General features: G+C 72.8%; 18 protein-coding genes. 11 read left to right on the forward strand and 7 right to left on the reverse strand.

Annotated elements, in window-relative coordinates:
- Positions 1–86: 86 nt before the first annotated feature.
- The 3 genes from NOCJ54_RS30280 (at position 87) to NOCJ54_RS0109285 (ending at position 2,944) form a co-directional block, all read left to right on the forward strand.
- Entirely contained in the window at positions 87–1,040 is a 954-nt protein-coding gene (locus tag NOCJ54_RS30280) for a sensor histidine kinase (protein WP_028655279.1), read from the forward strand.
- A complete protein-coding gene (locus NOCJ54_RS0109280) occupies positions 1,037–1,705 on the forward strand; it encodes a response regulator (protein ID WP_028655280.1) in 669 nt (222 codons plus the stop codon). Before NOCJ54_RS30280 ends, NOCJ54_RS0109280 begins: the two co-directional genes overlap by 4 nt.
- 252 nt (positions 1,706–1,957) lie before the next feature.
- The gene (locus NOCJ54_RS0109285) at positions 1,958–2,944 is read left to right on the forward strand and encodes a hypothetical protein (RefSeq protein WP_145725812.1); all 987 of its coding nucleotides are present in this window, start codon (positions 1,958–1,960) and stop codon (positions 2,942–2,944) included.
- A gap of 111 nt (positions 2,945–3,055) precedes the next feature.
- Here the strand turns inward: NOCJ54_RS0109285 and NOCJ54_RS0109290 are convergent, their stop codons facing one another.
- Both NOCJ54_RS0109290 and NOCJ54_RS0109295 read right to left on the reverse strand, forming a co-directional pair.
- Positions 3,056–5,083: an ABC transporter ATP-binding protein gene (locus NOCJ54_RS0109290; protein ID WP_028655282.1), complete on the reverse strand. Its 2,028-nt coding sequence runs from the start codon at positions 5,081–5,083 to the stop codon at positions 3,056–3,058.
- Positions 5,080–5,742 (reverse strand): nitroreductase family protein, encoded by a 663-nt coding sequence (locus tag NOCJ54_RS0109295; protein WP_028655283.1) that lies wholly within the window; start codon positions 5,740–5,742, stop codon positions 5,080–5,082. Before NOCJ54_RS0109295 ends, NOCJ54_RS0109290 begins: the two co-directional genes overlap by 4 nt.
- A gap of 202 nt (positions 5,743–5,944) precedes the next feature.
- Here NOCJ54_RS0109295 and NOCJ54_RS29420 point away from each other — a divergent pair, with 202 nt between their 5' ends.
- The 3 genes from NOCJ54_RS29420 (at position 5,945) to NOCJ54_RS0109310 (ending at position 10,815) form a co-directional block, all read left to right on the forward strand.
- Positions 5,945–6,097 carry a hypothetical protein gene (locus NOCJ54_RS29420; protein ID WP_157514844.1) on the forward strand — a complete coding sequence of 51 codons (153 nt, stop codon included), beginning with the start codon at positions 5,945–5,947 and terminating at the stop codon, positions 6,095–6,097.
- A 159-nt stretch (positions 6,098–6,256) separates the two neighbouring features.
- Positions 6,257–9,313 (forward strand): helix-turn-helix transcriptional regulator, encoded by a 3,057-nt coding sequence (locus NOCJ54_RS0109305; RefSeq protein WP_157514845.1) that lies wholly within the window; start codon positions 6,257–6,259, stop codon positions 9,311–9,313.
- 98 nt (positions 9,314–9,411) lie between these two features.
- Positions 9,412–10,815 carry a cytochrome P450 gene (locus NOCJ54_RS0109310; protein ID WP_232221732.1) on the forward strand — a complete coding sequence of 468 codons (1,404 nt, stop codon included), beginning with the start codon at positions 9,412–9,414 and terminating at the stop codon, positions 10,813–10,815.
- On the opposite strand, the gene NOCJ54_RS0109315 is transcribed toward NOCJ54_RS0109310, so the two are convergent.
- Positions 10,766–11,221 (reverse strand): hypothetical protein, encoded by a 456-nt coding sequence (locus tag NOCJ54_RS0109315; RefSeq protein ID WP_028655286.1) that lies wholly within the window; start codon positions 11,219–11,221, stop codon positions 10,766–10,768. The genes NOCJ54_RS0109310 and NOCJ54_RS0109315 overlap by 50 nt on opposite strands.
- 202 nt (positions 11,222–11,423) lie before the next feature.
- On the opposite strand from NOCJ54_RS0109315, the gene NOCJ54_RS0109320 reads away from it, so the two are divergent.
- The gene (locus NOCJ54_RS0109320) at positions 11,424–11,786 is read left to right on the forward strand and encodes a VOC family protein (protein ID WP_028655287.1); all 363 of its coding nucleotides are present in this window, start codon (positions 11,424–11,426) and stop codon (positions 11,784–11,786) included.
- A 32-nt stretch (positions 11,787–11,818) separates the two neighbouring features.
- On the opposite strand, the gene NOCJ54_RS0109325 is transcribed toward NOCJ54_RS0109320, so the two are convergent.
- Positions 11,819–12,976: a sulfotransferase family protein gene (locus NOCJ54_RS0109325; RefSeq protein ID WP_028655288.1), complete on the reverse strand. Its 1,158-nt coding sequence runs from the start codon at positions 12,974–12,976 to the stop codon at positions 11,819–11,821.
- On the reverse strand, positions 12,973–13,767 hold the full coding sequence (locus tag NOCJ54_RS0109330) for an SDR family oxidoreductase (RefSeq protein ID WP_028655289.1): 795 nt from the start codon (positions 13,765–13,767) through the stop codon (positions 12,973–12,975). Before NOCJ54_RS0109330 ends, NOCJ54_RS0109325 begins: the two co-directional genes overlap by 4 nt.
- 135 nt (positions 13,768–13,902) lie before the next feature.
- Between NOCJ54_RS0109330 and NOCJ54_RS0109335 the strand changes: the two genes are divergently transcribed.
- Entirely contained in the window at positions 13,903–14,751 is an 849-nt protein-coding gene (locus NOCJ54_RS0109335; RefSeq protein WP_028655290.1) for an aldo/keto reductase, read from the forward strand.
- Between the two features lie 125 nt (positions 14,752–14,876).
- Here NOCJ54_RS0109335 and NOCJ54_RS0109340 read toward each other — a convergent pair whose 3' ends face one another.
- Together NOCJ54_RS0109340 and NOCJ54_RS0109345 are read right to left on the reverse strand one after the other, a co-directional pair.
- Positions 14,877–16,046 (reverse strand): hypothetical protein, encoded by a 1,170-nt coding sequence (locus NOCJ54_RS0109340; RefSeq protein WP_028655291.1) that lies wholly within the window; start codon positions 16,044–16,046, stop codon positions 14,877–14,879.
- Complete coding sequence (locus NOCJ54_RS0109345; RefSeq protein ID WP_028655292.1) at positions 16,046–16,936, reverse strand: TIGR03619 family F420-dependent LLM class oxidoreductase; 891 nt, start codon at positions 16,934–16,936, stop codon at positions 16,046–16,048. The genes NOCJ54_RS0109340 and NOCJ54_RS0109345 overlap by 1 nt, the downstream gene beginning before the upstream one ends.
- A 46-nt stretch (positions 16,937–16,982) precedes the next feature.
- Here NOCJ54_RS0109345 and NOCJ54_RS0109350 point away from each other — a divergent pair, with 46 nt between their 5' ends.
- Genes NOCJ54_RS0109350 through NOCJ54_RS0109360 form a run of 3 tightly spaced genes read left to right on the forward strand, consistent with a single transcriptional unit; the run spans position 16,983 to position 18,574 of the window.
- The gene (locus NOCJ54_RS0109350; RefSeq protein WP_028655293.1) at positions 16,983–17,471 is read left to right on the forward strand and encodes a nitroreductase family deazaflavin-dependent oxidoreductase; all 489 of its coding nucleotides are present in this window, start codon (positions 16,983–16,985) and stop codon (positions 17,469–17,471) included.
- Positions 17,472–17,501: 30 nt separating this feature from the next.
- Positions 17,502–17,933 carry a nuclear transport factor 2 family protein gene (locus tag NOCJ54_RS0109355; RefSeq protein ID WP_028655294.1) on the forward strand — a complete coding sequence of 144 codons (432 nt, stop codon included), beginning with the start codon at positions 17,502–17,504 and terminating at the stop codon, positions 17,931–17,933.
- A gap of 29 nt (positions 17,934–17,962) precedes the next feature.
- Positions 17,963–18,574, forward strand: coding sequence for a hypothetical protein (locus NOCJ54_RS0109360; protein WP_028655295.1), 612 nt, complete (start codon positions 17,963–17,965; stop codon positions 18,572–18,574).
- Positions 18,575–18,936 lie beyond the last annotated feature (362 nt).

The following is an 18,936-nucleotide window of genomic DNA, read 5'->3' on the forward strand; positions in this document are numbered from 1 at the left end:
GCTTCCAGACAACCCGACCCGCGCCGGCGACGGTATGGGGTCCACCCCCCATTTCCTCCGCCCATCCGATCGGGGATGGTGGGGTCGTGCAGCCCGTCAACACGTCCCTGTACTGGAAGGTGTGCCTGATCAACGGCGCCGTCCTGTGCACCGCGGTCGTGGTCCTCCTGCTCTCGCCCGCGCGCGTCTCGCGGCAGGTGGTCGTGTCCGAGGCACTGGTGCTCGTGGCCGGCCTCGGGCTCGTGCTGCTCGTGACCGCCGTGCTGCTGCGCCGGGCGCTGGCGCCGGTCGACGAGGTGATCCGGGAGATGGCGACCGTCCAGCTCGGCGGGGAGGGCCGCCAGCTGGAGGCCGCGGGGGACGGCCCCGGGGCGCAGCTGGTGCGCAGCTACAGCGCGATGCTGGAGCGGCTCGAGACCGAACGGCGCTCCAGCAGCGCCCGCGCCCTCGCCGCCCAGGAGGCCGAGCGCGACCGCATCGCCCGCGAGCTGCACGACCAGGTCGGGCAGAGCCTGACCGTGGTGCTGCTCGGGCTCAAGCAGCTCGAGGACCGCGCGCCGGCCGACCTGTGCGGCGAGCTGTCCCTGCTGCGCGAGAGCGCCCGCGCCGGCCTCGACGACGTGCGCCGGGTGGCCCGGGAGCTCCGGCCCGGCGTGCTGGAGGACCTCGGGCTGCAGGCCGCCCTGTCGGCCCTGGCGAACGACGTCGCGGCGTACGGCGGACCGGCGGTCCGTCGTACCTTCGGGCAGGGGTTGCCCGAGCTCGGCCACGACGCCGAGGTCGTGATCTACCGCGTCGCGCAGGAGGCGCTGACCAACGTGGTGCGCCACGCGGGCGCGAGCCGGGTCGAGCTGTCGCTGCTGCGCTTCGGGCCCGACGTCGTGCTCGAGGTGGGCGACGACGGCGGCGGGATCAGGCCCGGGACGCCCGACGGGACGGGGATCCGCGGCATGCGCGACCGGGCGGCCCTCGTCGGCGGCACGGTCGAGGTCGTCTCCGGTGACCGCGGCACCATGGTGCGCCTGCGGGTGCCGGCATGAGCGAGGCTGCCGTGACCGCCCCGATCCGCGTCCTGCTCGCCGACGACCACGCGCTGGTCCGCCGGGGCGTGCGGCTGATCCTCGAGCAGCAGCCCGACATCGAGGTCGTCGCCGAGGCCGCCGACGGCGCCGAGGTGCTCACCCTGCTGCGGCAGGTCGAGGTCGACCTCGTCGTGCTCGACATCGCGATGCCGACGATGACCGGCCTCCAGGCCGCGCGGGAGATCTCCCGGCGCCGCAACCCGCCGCGGGTGCTGATGCTGTCGATGCACGACAACGAGCAGTACTTCTTCTCCGCCCTCCGCTTCGGCGCCAGCGGCTACGTCCTCAAGTCGGTCGTCGACGAGGACCTCGTCGAGGCCTGCCGTGCGGCCATGCGCGGCGAGGCGTTCGTCTACCCCGGCGCCATGGGCGCCATCGTGCGCGACCACCTCGACCGCCTCGCCCGCGGCGAACGCGTCCCCGACGCCGTGCTCACCCCCCGCGAGGATGAGGTGCTCAAGCTCATCGCCGAGGGCCGCACCACCCGCGAGATCGCCCGCATCCTCTCCATCAGCGAGAAGACCGTCGAGAAGCACCGCTCCAACATCCTCGCCCGCCTCGGCATGAACGACCGCACCCAGCTCACCCGCTACGCCATCCGTGCCGGCCTGATCGAGCCGTAGGTGGGTCGCGGGCTGGGGCGGGGGCTGGGGTAGTCCCTGACGAAAAGCACCGTTGTACGGCGTGTCGCGGTGCTTTTCGTCAGGGACTACCGCCCGGAGAAACTTCCAATCGGCCACCTCCGGCAAGCTGACCTGTGGACGAGCGGCGTTCGTCCACAGGCGCTGGGGCGGGCGGCCACGGCTGGGGCTGGCCCGGTCGATCCTGTCGGGATGGAGTGGTGGGACGGCCCGCGGCCGGGGTTGGTGCGTCCGGTGCGTCTCGACCCGTCCGGCCAGCGGGGTCCGACGAGGGGGCAGGCCCGCAACCGCAACAGGTACCGCCGGTCCAGCTCGGGCTACTACACCCCGGCGTGGGTGGACGGGAGCGACGTCGAGCAACGCATCCTCGAGGCGTCGGTCGTGCTTCGCTCCGGCCACGCCGTCACCGGCTGGGCGGCGCTGCGCTGGTGCGGCGGTGCGTGGTTCTCGGGCGTCGACGCTGCGGGCGCCCAGGTCCCGGTGGACCTGTTGATCAGCACCCACGACATCCGTCCGCAGGCCGGCTTCGCCCTCAGCGGCGAAGGCACCGGCCCGGAGCACATCGAGGTCGTCGACACCGTCCCGGTCACCTCTGCCGCGTGGTCGGTCTCCTTCGCGATGAGGTACGCCGGCTCCGTCCGTCGAGCTGTCGAGGTGGTCGACATGGCGGCCTACTCGGACCTGGTCTCCGTCGCAGAGGTCGCCGACGTCGTGTCCGGGCAGTCGTCGTGGACCGGGGTACCCCTGGCACGCGATGCGGTCGCACTGGCCGATGAGAACGCATGGTCACCCCGGGAGGTCGCGATGCGCATGACGTGGCAGGGAAGCATCGAGGGCTCGCGACCCCGCGCCAACATCCCGCTGTTCGACAGCTCGGGGCGCCACCTCGGAACCCCCGACCTCGTCGACGTCGATGCCGGTGTCGCGGCCGACTACGACGGTCTGGTGCACCTCGGGCGCGAGCAGCGGCGTGCGGACCGCTCCCGCGACGAGGTGTTCTCAGACCACGGCATCGAGATGGTGCGGTGGCTCTCGGGGGACCGCCCGGCCGACTTCCTCGCACGGCTTCACGTCGCCTACCAGGCCGCCTCCCGTCGTACCGGCCCGAGGCGATGGACGGCCGACCCGCCGTCCTGGTGGATCTCGACGACCACCGTCGCCGCGCGCCGAACCCTTACCGAGGACCAGCGGGAGAGGCTGCTTCGGTACCGGATCGCCTGACACCTTGGGGTAGTCCCTGACGAAAAGCACCGTCGTAGGGCGTGTCGCGGTGCTTTTCGTCAGGGACTACCGCCGGGTGCGACGTGACCCGGGACTACCGCAGCGGGACGGCTAGAGCGAGATGTCGGCGCGGCGGGAGTCGCAGGCGGGGCGGCCGTGGGGCTCGCGGGAGAACTGCTCGTCGTACAGGCGCTTGTAGAGGCCGCCGTCGGCCATCAGCTGCTCGTGGGTGCCGTGCTCGACGAGGCGGCCGTCCTCGAGGCCGAAGATGACGTCGGCGGAGCGGATGGTGGAGAGGCGGTGGGCGATGGCGATGGTGGTGCGCGAGCGGGTGGCGCGCTCGAGGGCCTCCTGCACCAGCCGCTCGGTCTCGTTGTCGAGCGCGGAGGTGGCCTCGTCGAGGATGAGGATCCGCGGGTCCTTCAGCAGCACCCGCGCGATCGCGAGGCGCTGCTTCTCGCCGCCCGAGAGGCGGTAGCCGCGCTCGCCGGTGATCGTCTCGTAGCCCTCGGGGAAGCTCATGATCCGGTCGTGGATGTTGGCGTCCCGCGCGGCCTGCTCGATCTCCTGGGCGGTCGCGTCCGGCTTGGCGTAGGCGATGTTGTCGCGGATGGTGCCGTGGAAGAGGTACGGCTCCTGGGTGACCATCCCGACCGCGTCCGCGAGCGAGGACAGGGTGAGGTCGCGGACGTCGTTGCCGTCGATGAGCACGGCGCCCTCGGTGACGTCGTAGAAGCGCGGGACGAGGTACGTCGCCGTGGTCTTGCCGCTGCCCGACGGACCCACGATCGCGGCGAGCTGCCCCGGCTCGACCACCAGGGAGACGTCGTCCAGCGCCCAGCCCGGCGTGGGCGCCTCGGCCGTCTCCCCGACCTCCCGTGCCTCGACTGCGTCGACAGCGTCGACGCCCTCGACGACGTCGCCCCGGTCACCCTCGATGCGCACCCCGCTGTCGCCGAAGCGGTCGCGGTGGGTGGTGCCGGACAGGGCCCGCGGCTCGGGGTAGCGGAAGCGCACGCCGCGCATCTCCACACGGCCCTCGAGGGTGGCGGGGTCGAGCGCGACCGCGCCGGGACGCTCGGTGATCGCGGGCTCGAGGTCGAGGTACTCGAAGATCCGGCGGAACAGCGCCAGTGACGTCTGCACGTCGAGGGTGACCCGCATCAGCTGCAGCAGCGGCATCTGCAGCCGGCCCTGCAGCGTGGTGAACGCGACCAGGGTGCCGGCCGTCAGCGCGCCCTCGCCGGCGCCGACCGGGGCGCCGCCGGTGATCAGCCAGCCGCTGAAGAGGTAGATCAGCGCCGGCGTGATCGCGAAGAAGGTCTGCACGACGGCGAAGAAGGTGCGCCCGGTCATCGCCTGCTCGACCTGGAGCCGGGTCTGGCGGCGGTTGGCCTCGCGGTAGCGCTCGACCTCGGAGTCGGCGCGGTTGAAGACCTTCGCGAGCAGGATCCCCGAGACGCTCAGCGACTCCTCGGTGATCGCGGTCATCTCCGACAGCGACTCCTGGGTGCGCCGCGCGAGCCGCTGCCGGATCCGCCCGACCCGGAACTGCATGACCACGAAGAGCGGCATCAGGAACAGGGTGATCACGGTGAGCTGCCACGACAGCACCAGCATCGACACCAGCGCCGCGGCGACGGTGACGGAGTTCTGCACGATGGTGGTCGCGGTGTCGGTGAGCACGGTCCGCACGCCGGCGACGTCGTTGGCCAGGCGCGACTGGATCGCCCCGGTCTTGGTGGCGGTGAAGAACGCCAGCTCCATCTTCTGCAGGTGCTCGAAGAGGTCGCCGCGCAGGTCGGCCATCGCGGAGTTCCCGACCGTCGAGGTCAGCCACATCTGGTAGATCCCGATCAGCGCCGTGGCGATCGGGATCGCGCACAGCCCCGCGACCAGCCAGCCGAGCAGCCCGAGGTCCGGCCCGCCACCGTCGAGGGGGAAGAGCGCGTCGTCGAACACCGCCCGGGTCAGGAACGGCGCCAGTGCCTGCAGCGACGCGGCCGCCACGACGGCGACCAGCACCATCGCGATCTTGCCGCGGTACGGCCGAAGCAGCGACGCGATCCGCGGCACCACCGGGTCGCGCTGCTCCAAGTCCTCCGCGGTGAGGTGGGTGACCACCGGGCCGGGCCTCATCGCGCACCCTCCCAGCCGGCGCCCCAGCGGCCGCGGTGGGCCACCTCCTGCCACGGGGTACGACGCCTCCGGCTCGCCGACCCGCGGGCGCCGGTCGCGGGGTCGGCCGGGTGCCCGATCGTGATCGCGCCGATGGGGTGCGGCGCCTCCTCGTCGACGGTGTCCACCAGCCCGAGGTGCTCCTTGACCGCGTCGACCCGGTCCGGTACCAGGCCGAAGAAGCAGGCGCCGAGCCCGGCGTCGGTCACCGACTGCAGGACCAGCAGCGAGGCCATCGCGGTGTCGAGGTGCCAGTAGGGCATCGCCCAGCGGCTCTCGTCGTGCTCGTGGAGCCCGGCGCGACGCTTGTCGGCCTCCGCGTAGCGGTCGAGGTAGGCCGAGCGGCGGCTGCACGGAACCACCACCACGGGAGCCGACATCATCCCCGCGAGCCACCGGTCCGGGCTGCCGCCCTCGGCCGCCGCGTCGGTCTGCGCCCGCCAGAACCCGCGGACCGTGTCGGGGGTGTCCAGCACGATGAACGCCCAGCCCTGGGAGAAGCCCGCGCTGGGGGCGCGGGTCGCGTTCGCCAGCGCGGTCTCCACGACGGAGGGGTCCACCGGGTCGGGTGCGTACGCGCGCGTCATCCGGCGTCGTCGTACGACCTCTGCGAACTCCACCCGGCCTCCTCGTCTTCGGCCCTCGTCGTCGGCCCTCGTCGTCGGCCCGCACGGGCCCGCGCCTGCCCTCGCACTATCCCACCCCGACCGGCCCGACCTCTCAGGTGAGGTGGGGAGGGGCTGCGGAATGAGGCGTCTCCAGGGCCGACCTAGGGAGGTTGCCCGATGTGGGGGACTACCTCAGGCGACGAACCTTGAGGCCATGAGCAACCAGTACTACGTCAACGCAGAGACCGACTACCGCCGGCAGCGGGCCGCCCAGGGCGTGGCCGCGAGCCGGGCCGGCCGCAGCCGCTCCTCCTGGCTGCGCCGGATCGCCGCCGCCGACCCGGCCGTCGAGCGCCACTCGCGCTGACGGCCGGGCGACGGTCCACCACCACCACGACCGAGGTACCGCTCCTGAGGTACCTCAGACGGGGCGAGTGTGATCCGTCCGCGACCCGACCGGAGAGACCGGACCGAGGACCAGGCAGAGGACCAGGCAGAGGACCAGGCAGAGGACCAGGCTGAGAAATTGACGACGACCCTGTCGGCGCCGGGCGCCATGATGGTGCCCGTGGCAGCACACAGCAGCACGACGATGGTCGGGCGCGACGCCGAGCTGGCCGAGCTGGCCCGGATCGTCGGGCTCGACGCGGCCGGCGGTCCCTCCGCGGGCCGCCCCGATGCCGTGCTGCTCTCCGGCGACGCCGGGGTGGGCAAGACCCGCCTGCTCATCGAGCTGCGCGACCGGGCCCGCGCCGCCGGCTGGCACGTGTACGCCGGCCACTGCCTCGACTTCGGCGAGAGCGCCCTGCCCTACCTCCCCTTCAGCGAGGTCGTCGGCCGCATCGTCGACGACCTGCCCGGGCTGGCCGACCACGTCGCCGCCCATCCCGCCATCGCCCGCCTGCAGCCCGGCCGCCGCGTCCGGGCCGGCGACCAGCCGCACGAGACGGACACCGCCACGGAGGTCCCCGGCCACGACGGCGACCGGGCCGGGCTGTTCGAGGCCGTGCACGCGCTGCTCGACGCCGCGGCCGCGGACGCCCCCGTCCTGCTCGTCATCGAGGACACCCACTGGGCCGACCAGTCCACCCGCGACCTGGTCGGCTTCCTGTGCACCCGCGCCTTCAACCACCCGGTCTCCGTCGTCGTCTCCTACCGCTCCGACGACCTGCACCGCCGGCACCCGTTGCGCCGCCAGGTCGCGGAGTGGTCGCGCATCCCCAACGTCGACCGCCTCGCGCTCTCCCCGCTGCCCGAGGACTCCGTGCGCGCCCTGGTCCGCGAGCTCGCCCCCTCCGGCCTCGACGAGCGCGCCGTCGCCTCCATCGTCGCCCGCGCGGAGGGCAACGCGTTCTTCGTCGAGGAGCTCGTCGCCTCCAACCAGGACTGCGACTGCGACGACGTGCCCGGCGACCTCGCCGACGTGCTGCTCGTCCGCCTGGACCGGCTCTCCGAGGAGGCGCGCCAGGTGGTCCGCGTCGCCAGCGCGGCAGGCCGCCGGGTCACCCACGACCTGCTGGCCGCCGCCGCCGACATGCCGTCCGACGCGTTCGAGGCCGGCGTGCGGCAGGCCGTCGAGATGCACGTGCTCGAGGCCGGGGCCCGGCACTACTCCTTCCGCCACGCCCTCCTCGGGGAGGCCGTCTACGACGACCTGCTGCCCGGTGAGCGGGTGCGCCTGCACGCCCGCTACGTCGCCGCGCTCGCCGAGTCGGCCGGCCGCGGCACCGCCGCCGAGCTCGCCCGCCACGCCCGCCGCAGCATGGACCTCGACCGTGCCGTCACCGCCGGCATCGAGGCCGGCGACGAGGCGATGGCGGTCGGCGGCCCCGACGAGGCCGCCGACCACTACCAGCAGGCCCTCGAGCTGCTCGAGGGCGGCGACCGCGCCGAGCGCCTCGGCATCGACCCGTCCAAGGTGGCGGCGCGCGCCTCCGACGCCCTCGTCGCCGGCGGCGACCCGCAGCGCGCCTGCCAGCTGCTGCGCGAGCACCTCGACCGCACGCCCGCCGACCGCGCACCGGTCGCCCGCAGCCGGCTGCTCAGCCAGTACGCCGAGCTGCTGACCGTCACCGAGAACGACCTGGACCCCGTCGCGCTCTCCGAGGAGGCCGTCGCGCTGGCGCCGGAGGGGGAGAGCCCGCTGCGGGCGCGGATCCTGGTCACCCACGCCCGGGTGCTGGCCAACGTCGGCCGCGAGGACGAGGCAGAGCCGTTCGCCACCGAAGCACTCGGGCTCGCCGAGCGGCTCTCGCGGCCGGTGCTCGCCTCCGACGTGATGACCACGCTCAGCGGGCTGCACGTCAAGACCGCCGTCGGCAGCGAGCAGGAGGCGCTGCGCACAGCGCTGGAGGCCGCCGTCGTCCGCTCCCAGGAGACCGGCGCGCTCAACGCCGAGCTCCGCGGGCGCTTCCTGCTGGGCCGCAGCCACCAGGACGACGGCGAGTGGGACGTCGCCGCGCGCTGGTTCGCCTCCTGCCTGGAGGCCGGCACCCGCGCGGGGACCCCCTGGGCGCCGTACGTCATGGAGTCGCGCTGGCAGCTCGCCTCGATCCGCCACCTCCAGGGCGCCTGGGACGAGGTGCTCGCGCTGACCGCTGCGGTCGACGACAGCGCCGGGCCGCCCATCCCGGTCGGCATCGTCGCCCCGACCCGGTTCGCGGTCCTCGCCGCCCGCGGCGAGGACGTCCTCGACCGGGTCCGCGCCCTGCGCGCGCTGTGGGAGGACGAGGGCACCGTCGGCGTCTTCAGCGCCGGCGTCGAGATCGACGTCCACGGCAGCCACGGCGACGCCTCGGCCGCGCTCGCGGCCTACGACGAAGTCGTCGACGTGCTCTCCCGGCTGTGGCGCAAGCACTTCGGCGGCCGGGTCCGCCTCGCCGCGGTCACCCTCGCCGCCGTCGCGGCCGGACTGCCCGCCGCCAGCGCCGCCGAACGCCGCGCCCTCGCGCAGCGCGCCGACCAGCTGCTCGCCGAGGGCCGCACCGTCGTCGAGGACTTCCGCTCGCGCCCCGGCGGCTGGGGCCCCGAGGGCCAGATGTGGGAGGCCCGGCTCGACGCCGAGCACCTGCGCGTGCGCTGGCTGGCCGGTGAGGACGCCCCGACCCGCGACGAGCTGGTCGCCGGCTGGGCGGCCGCGCTCGAGGCGGTCACCAAGCTCGGCCACGTGCCCGAGGAGGCGCGGGTGCGCGCGTCGTACTCCCAGATCCTCCGCCTGCTCGGCGAGACCGGCGCCGCCGACGAGGAGGCCACGGCCGCGCGCGGCATCGCCGGCCGGCTCGGCGCCCCCGCCCTGGTCGGCGACCTCGGCGGGTCCCGCACCCAGCGGGGTACGACGCCCGCAGGCTCCGCGACGGCTGCGGGCGCGGCGGCGGGTGGTTCGCCGGTGCGGCTCACCGCTCGCGAGCTGGAGATCCTCGCCCTGGTCGCCGAGGGCCGCTCCAACGGCGAGATCGGCAAGCAGCTGTTCATCAGCACCAAGACCGTCAGCGTCCACGTCTCCAACATCCTCGGCAAGCTCGACGCCGCCAGCCGCACCGAGGCGGCCGCGATCGCGCGACGCGACGGGCTGCTGCCCGGCTGACGCAGCCGGTGGGTCCGTCAGCGAGCGCGCGAGCGCGCGGGGGCGCGGTCGGTGCAGGAGCGCGACGGCGGTGGGGGCCGCGGCGTACCGTCGGCGCTGTGACGATCGAGGCCGACCGCACCACGCCCGACACCCGCGAGCTGACCATGCGCCGGTTCCGGCACACCAGCGTGGTCGGCGGGCGCGGCCTCCCGGCGGTGCCGGTCGACGCGTTGCCGCCGGGTCCGCGCTGGCCGGCGATCGTGCAGACGGTCGCCCTGATGAGGTTCCGCCACCAGTTCCACCCGTGGCTGCACCGCCGCTACGGCGACGCGTACACGGTGAACCTCGTCCCCGGCGGGCGGCCGCTGGTGCTGTTCACCCGTCCGGAGGTGACGAAGGAGATCTTCGCCGGCGACCCCGAGGTCTTCCACGCCGGCAAGGGCAACGCCGTCCTCGGCCCGATCATGGGGGAGCACTCGCTGCTGCTGCAGGACGGCGGTGAGCACCACCGGGCCCGCAAGCTGCTGATGCCGGCCTTCCTCGGCCACGCGTTGCGGGGCTACCGCTCGATGGTCGCCGAGGTCGCCGCCGCCGAGGTCGAGGGCTGGCCGGAGGACCAGCCGTTCCGGGCGCTGGAGCGGATGAACGCGCTCACCCTGGAGGTGATCCTGCGGGTCGTCTTCGGCGTGACCGACGAGCAGCGGCTCGCCCGCCTGCGGCCGGCGGTCAACAGGACCGTCGAGATCAGCCCGGCGATCCTGCTCGGCTGGGCCTACCCGCGGTTGCAGCGGCTCGGGCCGTGGCGCCGCACGGTGGAGAACCAGGTCGAGCTCGACCGGCTGATGTACGCCGAGATCCGCGAGCGCCGTGGCGCCGCCGACCTGGCCGAGCGCAGCGACGTGCTATCGCGGCTGCTCGCGGCCACCGACCCGGACGAGCCGGGCAGCGGCCTGGACGACACCGAGCTGCGCGACCAGCTCGTCACCCTGCTGCTGGCCGGGCACGAGACCACGGCGTCGGCGCTGTCGTGGGCGCTCGTGGAGGTCGGCCGCAGCGCGGACCTGCTGGCGCGCACCCAGCGGGCGGCGGACGAGGGTGACGACGCGTGGCTGGAGGCGGTGCTCAAGGAGTCGATGCGGCTGCACCCGATCATCCCGATGGTCGTGCGCACGCTGATGGCGCCGGCGACGGTCGGCGGCTGGGACCTGCCTGCCGGCACCACCGTGGGCCCGTCGATCATCATGAGCCACCAGCAGGAGTCGAACTTCGCGGACCCCGAGGTGTTCCGGCCCGAGCGCTTCCTCGGCGACGACGTGCCGGCGCTCACCGTGTGGATCCCGTTCGGCGGCGGCGTGCGCCGCTGCATCGGCGCGGGCTTCTCGCTGATGGAGGGCGTCGAGGTGCTGCGCGAGGTGTTCCGCAGGTACGACGTCGGTGCGGTCGGTCACGACGTGCCCAAGGTCCGCAACATCACCAGCGTGCCCCGGCGAGGAGCGCGGGTCCGGGTGCGTCGCCGCTGATCTCCACGGTCGCCGCGACCTCCTCGAACAGCTCGCAGTAGTCCGGGTAGTCGGCCCGCGCCACGGTCCCGGCCAGGACCACGGCCCGGTCGTCGAGGAGCCAGGTCCAGCGCTCGGTCACGACGTCCGTCGAACCGGTGCGGTGGCCGAGGCGCTCGTAGCGCACCGGCCGCCCGGACAGCTCGAGGTCCTCGGCGTCCTCCACGTCGAGCCCGGCCACCGGCGGCGCCAGGTCGTCGAGCGCGACGGCGCGCAGCACGATCTCGGGGACGAAGCCGCCGCGTGGCACGACCGGTGAGCGGGCGGCGACCACGACGCCGGGTCCGGGGTCGCGCAGGGTGGCCCACCGGTGCGGCAGGCAGAGGCTGAGGTCGATGTCGGCGACGGTGCGGTGCAGGACGGTCATGCCGGCAGCGTGGACCCCGGCGAGCCCCGTGGGAACCCGCCCTCCTCCGGCCTGTGGACGGCCGCGTGACGAACCGGGTCGTTCGCGCACGCAGGGGTCGCAGGCCGTGTCGCCTGGGCTGCCGGAGCTCCCGGGGAGCTCGGTGCGAGGGGTCGGGGAGCCGTCGGCGGCCGATGTCGGTGGGGGCACCTAGCGTCGTGGCATGGCCATCGCACGCAACCCCCAGTTCGTCATCGACTGCCCGGAGCCGAACTCCCTGGCAGAGTTCTACGCCGCCATCCTCGGCTGGCCGGCGAAGACCGACCCCGACGGCGGCTGGGCGACCGTCTCCTCCGGCGACCACTTCATCCACTTCCAGCGGGTGGAGGACTTCCGACCGCCGCAGTGGCCGGGCCAGGCGCACCCGCAGCAGGTGCACCTCGACGTCGACGTCGACGACCTCGACGAGGGAGAGGCGGCCGTCGTCGGGATCGGCGCCCGCAAGCACGAGCACCAGCCCGGCGAGACCTTCCGGGTCTTCCTCGACCCGGCGGGCCACACCTTCTGCCTCGTCAAGGCGGACTGAGGGCGGACCGGCCCGGGACGGCCACGCTCGCCTCAGCGGGCGAACGACTCCCGCACCTGCTCCTCGGTGAGCCCGTAGTCCGCCAGGTCGTAGCGGTGCGACGGCCGGCGCGGGCCGGTGCGCGACTCCTCGTCGAGCCGGCGCACGGCGTCCTGCGCCGCCTGGCTCCACTCCAGCCCGAAGGCGTCGTAGATCCCGCCGACGGTGCCCACGGGGTCGGCCACGAACGCGCGGTAGTCGATGTCGTGGAACTGGCGCTCGTCGTACTTCTCGCGCGCCTGCCAGAACGCGTGCCACTGCCGGGTCAGGTGCCCGAGCTGGTCGCGGCCGAGGGTCTCGCCGACGAAGGTCGTCGAGTGCCCGTCGGTCGCCTCGGCCGACAGCGAGCAGGCCGACGCCACGGAGGTGACCGGGTCGCGCTGCGTCATCACGACGAGCGCGTCGGGGTAGACCTCCATCAGCGCGTCGAGCGCGATCAGGTGGGAGGGGTTCTTCAGCACCCACCGCTTGTCCTGGTCGTGGAGACCGATCAGCTGCAGGTTGCGGCGGTGCCGCTCGTAGGCGTCGGTCCAGTCCTGGCTGGCCAGCCAGGAGGAGTACGTCGGCACGTGGGCCAGCGACTCGAAGCCGATCGACTTGCCCGTCTGGCGCAGCACGCGCCAGCACTCCTCAGGCTCGGCCGCGTCGGAGTAGTGGATCCCCATGAACTCGGGGTTGGTGACGTGGTGCTCGCGGAAGGCCGCCTGCATGGCGGTGAAGATCGGGTCGGATTCCCACGTCTCCCGCGGCGGGCGCGGCTGGGGGAACTCCGTCAGCCACATCTCCAGGCCCTGGTGCGCGGGGTCGGCGCACAGCAGCCGGCTCAGTGCCGTCGTCCCGGTGCGGGGGAGGCCGAGGACGATGATCGGCCGCTCGATGCGGACCTGCTCGAGCTCGGGGTGCTCCGCGAACCGCGCCTGCGTCAGCAGCCGGGCGACGAGCGCACTCTTGACCTGCGAGCGCATGAAGTAGTTGCCGACGCCGGTGAGGCCGGCCTCGGGGGAGGCGAGGTCCTCGACGAGGATCCGGAACGCTTCCTCGTGGCCGGGGGCCTCGGCGAAGCCGAAGTCGGTGAGGCCGGTGGTGCGGGTGGCGGCGGCGCAGATGTCCTCGAAGGACCCGACGTCCGGGCGCTGGCGGGGCTCGCTCATGCGTGGAACTCGCCGCAGTCGACGTTGAGCATCTGGCCGGTGACCGCGGAGGCGAGGTCGGAGGCGAGGAAGAGGGCGGCGCGGGCGACCTCGTCCGGCGTGGCGAGCCGCTTGAGGTCGGTGGGCTCCGCCTTCTCGGCGTACACCTCCTCGTGGGTGCGGCCGGTCTCGGAGGCGATCCAGTCGAAGTACGCCTTGTTGACGTCCTCGTAGATGTAGGACGGCGCGACGCTGTTGACCCGGATGCCGCGCGGGCCGAGCTCGGTGGCGAGAGACTGGGCGAGGTGCTCGAGGGTGCCCTTGGAGAGCTTGTAGCCGGAGTACTCGGGCTGGCTGGAGTAGATGACGCAGGAGTTGACCATGATGATCGACCCGCCCGGCTTGTCGTCGGTCGCGGCGAGGGCGTCGGCGAAGAGCGCCGAGAGGCGCAGCGGCGCGAAGACGTTGGTCTCCTGGGCGGTGCGCAGGCCCTCGAGGTCGAGGGTGGTGATCGGGTCCATCGGCGGGATGCCGAAGGCGTTGTTGATCAGGCAGTCGACCCGGCCGAACTCGGCGAGTGCGGCGTCGACGAGCTGCTGGCGCTGCTCCTCGTCGGTGATGTCGGTCGGGACGACGAGGGCGCGGCGACCGTGGGCCCGCACGGCCTCGGCCATCTTCTCCAGCCGCCTGGGCGTGCGGGAGGCGAGGACGAGGTCCGCCCCCATCCGCGCCGCCTCCTCGCCGAGGGCCCGGCCCAGGCCGGGTCCGACACCGGAGAGCACGACGACCTTGTCGGTCAGCAGGTCCACCATGGCGGACACAGTAGAACGTGTTTCAGTTTTCGGGAAGGGCTTGCGGGATTCCGCCTGCCGCACGGTCCCGTCGGCCGGCCCGCGGTCTCACGGGCTGTCCCGGAATAGTCCTGCCCTTCGCCGGTTGAGCCTGGGGTGAGCACTCCCCGGATCGAACTCAACGACCAGACGTCCATCCCCCAGCTCGGCCTCGGCGTGTGGCAGGTGCCGGCTGACGAGACCGAGCGCGTCGTGACCGATGCCTTCGAGATCGGCTACCGCCACGTCGACACCGCGCAGATGTACGGCAACGAGGAGGGCGTCGGCGCCGCCATCGCCGCCTCCGGCCTCGCGCGCGACGAGCTCTACGTGACCACCAAGGTCAACAACAACCGGCACCGCCCCGCCGACGCGAAGGACTCCGCCCGGGTCTCGCTCGAGAAGCTCGGGCTCGACCGCGTCGACCTCCTGCTCATCCACTGGCCCCTGCCGACGCAGTACGACGGCGAATTCGTCTCCACCTGGGAGGCCCTGCTCGAGCTGCGCGAGGAGGGCCTGGCCACTTCTGTCGGCGTCTCGAACTTCCAGCCCGCCCACCTCGACCGGGTCGTCGAGGCGACCGGCGTCGTCCCGGCGGTCAACCAGGTCGAGGTCCACCCCTACTTCGCCAACGAGGCCGTCCGCGCCGCCACGACCCGCCACGGCGCCGTCGTCGAGGCCTGGTCGCCGCTGGGCCAGGGTGGCGGCGAGCTCGAGGACCCGGCCGTCCTCGCCGTGGCCGAGCGCCACGGCAAGACCCCCGCGCAGGTGCTGCTGCGGTGGGCCCTCGACCGCGGCGACGTCGTCTTCCCGAAGTCGATGAGCAAGGCGCGCCTGGCCGAGAACTTCGACGTCCTCGACTTCGCGCTCGGCGCGGACGAGGTCGCGGCGATCGCCGCGCTCGACAAGGGCGAGGCGGGTCGTCAGGGCCCGAACCCCGACACCTTCGACTGGATCCCCGCCTGATCCAGACCTGATCCCAGCACCGGCAGCACAGCGCCCGCCGGTGACCCACGGTCGCCGGCGGGCGCTGCTGCTCGTGCTGCTGTCCTGCTGTTGCTCGTGCTGTTGCTCGTGCTACCCGGCGGGGCCTAGGAGAGCATCCGCCGCGCCACCGCCCGCTGCCGCGCGGCGATCCGGCGGGCGTACTGCTCGGGCGACAGGCCGACCAGGCCGGGCAGTCGCTTGGCCACCTGGTCGACCGGCACCACCTCGACGCTGGGCCCGTCCTCGGCGGTGAGGTCGCGGGTGAGTCGCTGCCAGCGCAGCATGACCGGCCCGGTGCGGTGCCCGGTGGTCTCGAGCCAGTTCGCGGCCGGGGCGGGGGAGCCGTCGAGCAGGGCTGGCGGGCGCTCGGAGACGACGAAGCGCATGACGCCGTCGTCGTCGCAGTGCGCCTGGGCCTTGGTCAACGAGGTCTGGTGCGTCTCGTAGTCGGTGGAGGCGTACCAGTCCGAGCCGATCTGGATCGCCTGGTAGGTGCAGTCGTCGCAGCGCGGCACGGAGACGATCATCGCCTCGTCCTCGGCCAGCTCGTAGTGACCGATCGAGGAGAACTGCGAGGACAGGCCGCCGGGGGTGCGGGAGGGCACGGTCAGCGTGTTGACCGGCTCCTTGTACTGGAAGAAGTGGGGGAAGGCGAACCACGTCTGGATCGAGCCGGTGAGCGAGCGCGCGGCCACCTCGTACTTCTTGCGCAGCACGGCCTCGGTCAGCGCGCGACGCGGGTGGCCGATGGTGTCGGTGCGCTCGATGGTCAGCGTTCCGCGCTCCTCGGTGTCCCAGTCGTTGAACACCTCGCGCACGATCATCGTCTTCGCCCCCGGCTCGGCGACGTAGGTGAACTCGAACGTCCCGTCGGCCGCGATCGTCAGCTCCCGGTCGTCGAACGCCATCAGCGAGGTCGCCGTCGAGTCGGCGCTGTAGCTGCCGCCCATCACCTGGAAGGACAGGTCCGCCGACGTCCCCCGCTGCCCGCGTACGACGTACTCGACCCCCTCGCGCAGGTAGGCGTGGAAGTAGACCGCGTCGGGGTTGTCGAGCCCCTGGCGCGAGAACTGGTGGGTGGGGTTGATGAACAGGGGTTGCTCGAGGTCGTAGTCGAACGCGGTCTGCAGCGCCATCCGGATCCGCCCGGAGAGGTAGTCGTAGCCCTCGAGCCGGTCGGCCTCGGTGCGGATGAAGGGGGCGTTCGCGATCAGCTCCTCGGCCTCCGCGATCGCGGCCTGCAGCGGCTCGGTCAGGCCGAGTGCGGCGCTCATCAGCCGTTCACCTTCGCGATCACGTTCTCGGCGTACTGCTCGAGGTGCTTGACCTTGGTCTCGAGCGGCTCGGTGTCCGGCCCCTTGATGTAGGGGATGCGGAAGCCGACGATGCAGTCGGTGACGCCCTTCTCCTCCAGTCGCTTCACGCCGTCGGGGGTGTAGGCGTCGTAGGAGATGACGTGGACCTCGAAGTCCTCGCGGGTGTCGCCCTCCTCCTTGCGGATCTCTGCGAGCCGGGCCAGGAGGCGGTCGAGCTCCTCGCCGTCGCCGCCGGCGTGCATCCAGCCGTCGCCCTTGCGCACCGCACGGCGCAGTGCGGCGTCGGAGTGGCCGCCGACGAGGATCGGGATCCGCTCGGTCGGCGCCGGGCACTGCTGCAGCGGCTCGAAGGAGTGGAACTCGCCCTGGTAGCCGAAGAAGGTCGGCTCGTCGCCGGGCTGGGTCAGCCCGCGCAGGATGTCGATGCACTCGTCCATCCGCTTGCCGCGCCGCTCCCACGGCACGCCCATCGCGGCGAAGTCCTCCGGCCACGGCGACAGGCCGACGCCGAGCCCGAGCCGGTTGCCGGAGAGGAACGCCAGCGACGAGGCCTGCTTGGCGACGAGCACCGGCGGGCGGATCGGCAGCTTGAGCACGAAGGGCGTCAGCCGCAGCGTCGAGGTGACCGCGAACAGGTGCGCGCAGAGGACGAAGGTCTCGATGAACTCCTTGCCGAGCAGGAACTCGCGGTCCCCGGTGTCGGTGTAGGGGTACTTCGAGTCCGACTCCTGCGGGTAGATCAGGCTGTCCGCGATGGTCATCGAGGTGTAGCCCGCCGCCTCGCAGGCCTGGGCGAGCGGGGCGTAGTACGACGCGTGGGTCATGCCCTCGGCGAAGGAGAAGCGCATGCGGTCACAGTAGAACGCGTTCTACATTTGTGCCAGAGTGTCGCCCATGCCTGCACTGCCCAAGGAGCGTCCGGACGGGCTGGACAAGCCGGTCGTCGCGAAGATCATCAAGTACGGCGCCCGGGCGAACGTCTTCCTCTACCGGCTCACCAACGGCCGGGTCGGCGCGAAGTGGCGCATCGGCGCAGGCTGGAGGAAGCCGGTGCCCGTGCTGCTGCTCGACCACGTCGGGCGCAGGAGCGGCCGCACCTTCACCACCCCGCTGCTCTACCTCGACGACGCACCGAACCTGGTCGTCGTCGCCTCCCAGGGCGGGCTGCCCCGGCACCCCCAGTGGTTCCACAACCTCGTGGCCAACCCGGACACCGCCGTCGCCGTCCCCGGCGAGCGCCACCGGCCGGTGCGCGCCCGGGTCGCCGGCCCCGAGGAGCGGGCGGCGCTGTGGCCGCGCCTGGTCGACCTCTACGCCGACTTCGACAGCTACCAGGCCTGGACCGACCGCGAGATCCCGGTCGTCGTCCTCGAGCCCCGCTGACCCGAGCCGCCCGACCGCCGAGGAGCCCCCGTGGACCTGCAGGACCTGATCGACCGCGCCGAGATCACCGACGCCATCACCCGCTACACCCTCGCCATCGACGAGGGCGACTTCGACCGCCTCGACACGGTCTTCACCCCCGACGCCCACATCGACTACACCGAGAGCGGCGGCGTCTCCGATAGCTACCCCGTGGTGAAGGCGTGGCTGGCCGAGGCGCTGCCGGCGTTCTCCGCCCACCGCGTCCACATGCTCGGACAGGTCGCCATCGAGCTCGACGACGCCAACGAGGCGGCCGAGGTGACGGCGTACTTCCACAACCCGATGCGGATCTCCGACGGCAAGGGCGGCGAGCGGGTCGTCGAGGTCGGCGGCACCTACCACCACTCCTTCGTGCGCACCCCGGACGGCTGGCGCTCGCGCCGGCTGCACGAGCGCGTGGCGTGGACCCGAGGTTTCTGATTTCTTCGGGCGACCCGGACAATGGTCGGGTGAGCGACCAGAACGATCCCCAGTACGACCGCCCCGTGCTCAACGGGCTGGTGGCGCTGGTCGCCGTCGGCCTCGGGGTCGGCCTCGTCCTGGCCCTGGTGGCCCTCGTGGGCACCAAGGTCCTCGGGCTGGACGGCGACGGCGGCGGCTCCGCCGCGGGCGGCTCGACCGCCCGCGAGTCGATGTATCTGCCCAGCCCCGTCGAGACCACCGGGTCCAGCGGCCCGCTCATCACGCTGCACACCGAGGACCCGAACGCCGTCGAGACCGAGAGCTCCGACGCCGAGGAGAGCGAGGAGCCGGAGGAGACCGAGTCTCCGGAGTCGGAGTCTCCGAAGCCCGGCGAGATCTCGCTCCAGGCCGCCAAGACCAACGTCAGCTCCGGCGAGCGCATCTACTTCAGCGGCGTCTACCCCGGCGGCGAGGGTGCGATCCTGTGGGTCCAGCGCTGGCAGGACGGCTCGTGGGCCGACTTCCCCGCCAGTGTCGGCGTCACCAACGGCACCTTCTCCAGCTACATCTTCACCGGCGTCAGCGGCCTCAACCGGTTCCGCGTGATCGACCGCGACGACGGCACCGTCAGCAACGAGATCCGCGTCCGCGTCGGCTGACCGCGCCTCTCCTTTACCTGAGACGTCCTGTCACGGCAAAGCGGTAGTCCCTGACGAAAAGCACCGTCGTACGGCGTGTCCCGGTGCTTTTCGTCAGGGACTACCGCCCTTCCGTGCCCCGGAAGGTGTCCCCTCGGCACCGCCCGACCTACCCCATCCTGTGGTTGGCAGGGGCGGCGGGCGGCGTGACCATGGGGCATGGGGGAAGTGGGGGGGGGCCGGGTCGGTGGCGCCCGGGGAACATGCAGGGGCCGGTGCAGGGGTCGACCTCGAGCTCGACCTGTGGCTGAGGATCCTGGCCCGCGCCTGGCTCGGCGTGATCTGGCGATGCTGGCAGAACCAGACCGCCTACGACCCTCACC

Source organism: Nocardioides sp. J54 (assembly GCF_000519005.1).
Classification (GTDB): domain Bacteria; phylum Actinomycetota; class Actinomycetes; order Propionibacteriales; family Nocardioidaceae; genus Nocardioides.

What these genes read in the sequence shown, in the direction of transcription:
- NOCJ54_RS0109315 (WP_028655286.1), bottom strand. Translation starts at nt 11,221, where the DNA reads ATGACCGTCCTGCACCGCACCGTCGCCGACATCGACCTCAGCCTCTGC.
- NOCJ54_RS0109320 (WP_028655287.1), top strand. Translation starts at nt 11,424, where the DNA reads ATGGCCATCGCACGCAACCCCCAGTTCGTCATCGACTGCCCGGAGCCG.
- NOCJ54_RS0109325 (WP_028655288.1), bottom strand. Translation starts at nt 12,976, where the DNA reads ATGAGCGAGCCCCGCCAGCGCCCGGACGTCGGGTCCTTCGAGGACATC.
- NOCJ54_RS0109280 (WP_028655280.1), top strand. Translation starts at nt 1,037, where the DNA reads ATGAGCGAGGCTGCCGTGACCGCCCCGATCCGCGTCCTGCTCGCCGAC.
- NOCJ54_RS29420 (WP_157514844.1), top strand. Translation starts at nt 5,945, where the DNA reads ATGAGCAACCAGTACTACGTCAACGCAGAGACCGACTACCGCCGGCAG.
- NOCJ54_RS0109330 (WP_028655289.1), bottom strand. Translation starts at nt 13,767, where the DNA reads ATGGTGGACCTGCTGACCGACAAGGTCGTCGTGCTCTCCGGTGTCGGA.
- NOCJ54_RS0109345 (WP_028655292.1), bottom strand. Translation starts at nt 16,936, where the DNA reads ATGCGCTTCTCCTTCGCCGAGGGCATGACCCACGCGTCGTACTACGCC.
- NOCJ54_RS0109340 (WP_028655291.1), bottom strand. Translation starts at nt 16,046, where the DNA reads ATGAGCGCCGCACTCGGCCTGACCGAGCCGCTGCAGGCCGCGATCGCG.
- NOCJ54_RS0109350 (WP_028655293.1), top strand. Translation starts at nt 16,983, where the DNA reads ATGCCTGCACTGCCCAAGGAGCGTCCGGACGGGCTGGACAAGCCGGTC.
- NOCJ54_RS0109290 (WP_028655282.1), bottom strand. Translation starts at nt 5,083, where the DNA reads ATGAGGCCCGGCCCGGTGGTCACCCACCTCACCGCGGAGGACTTGGAG.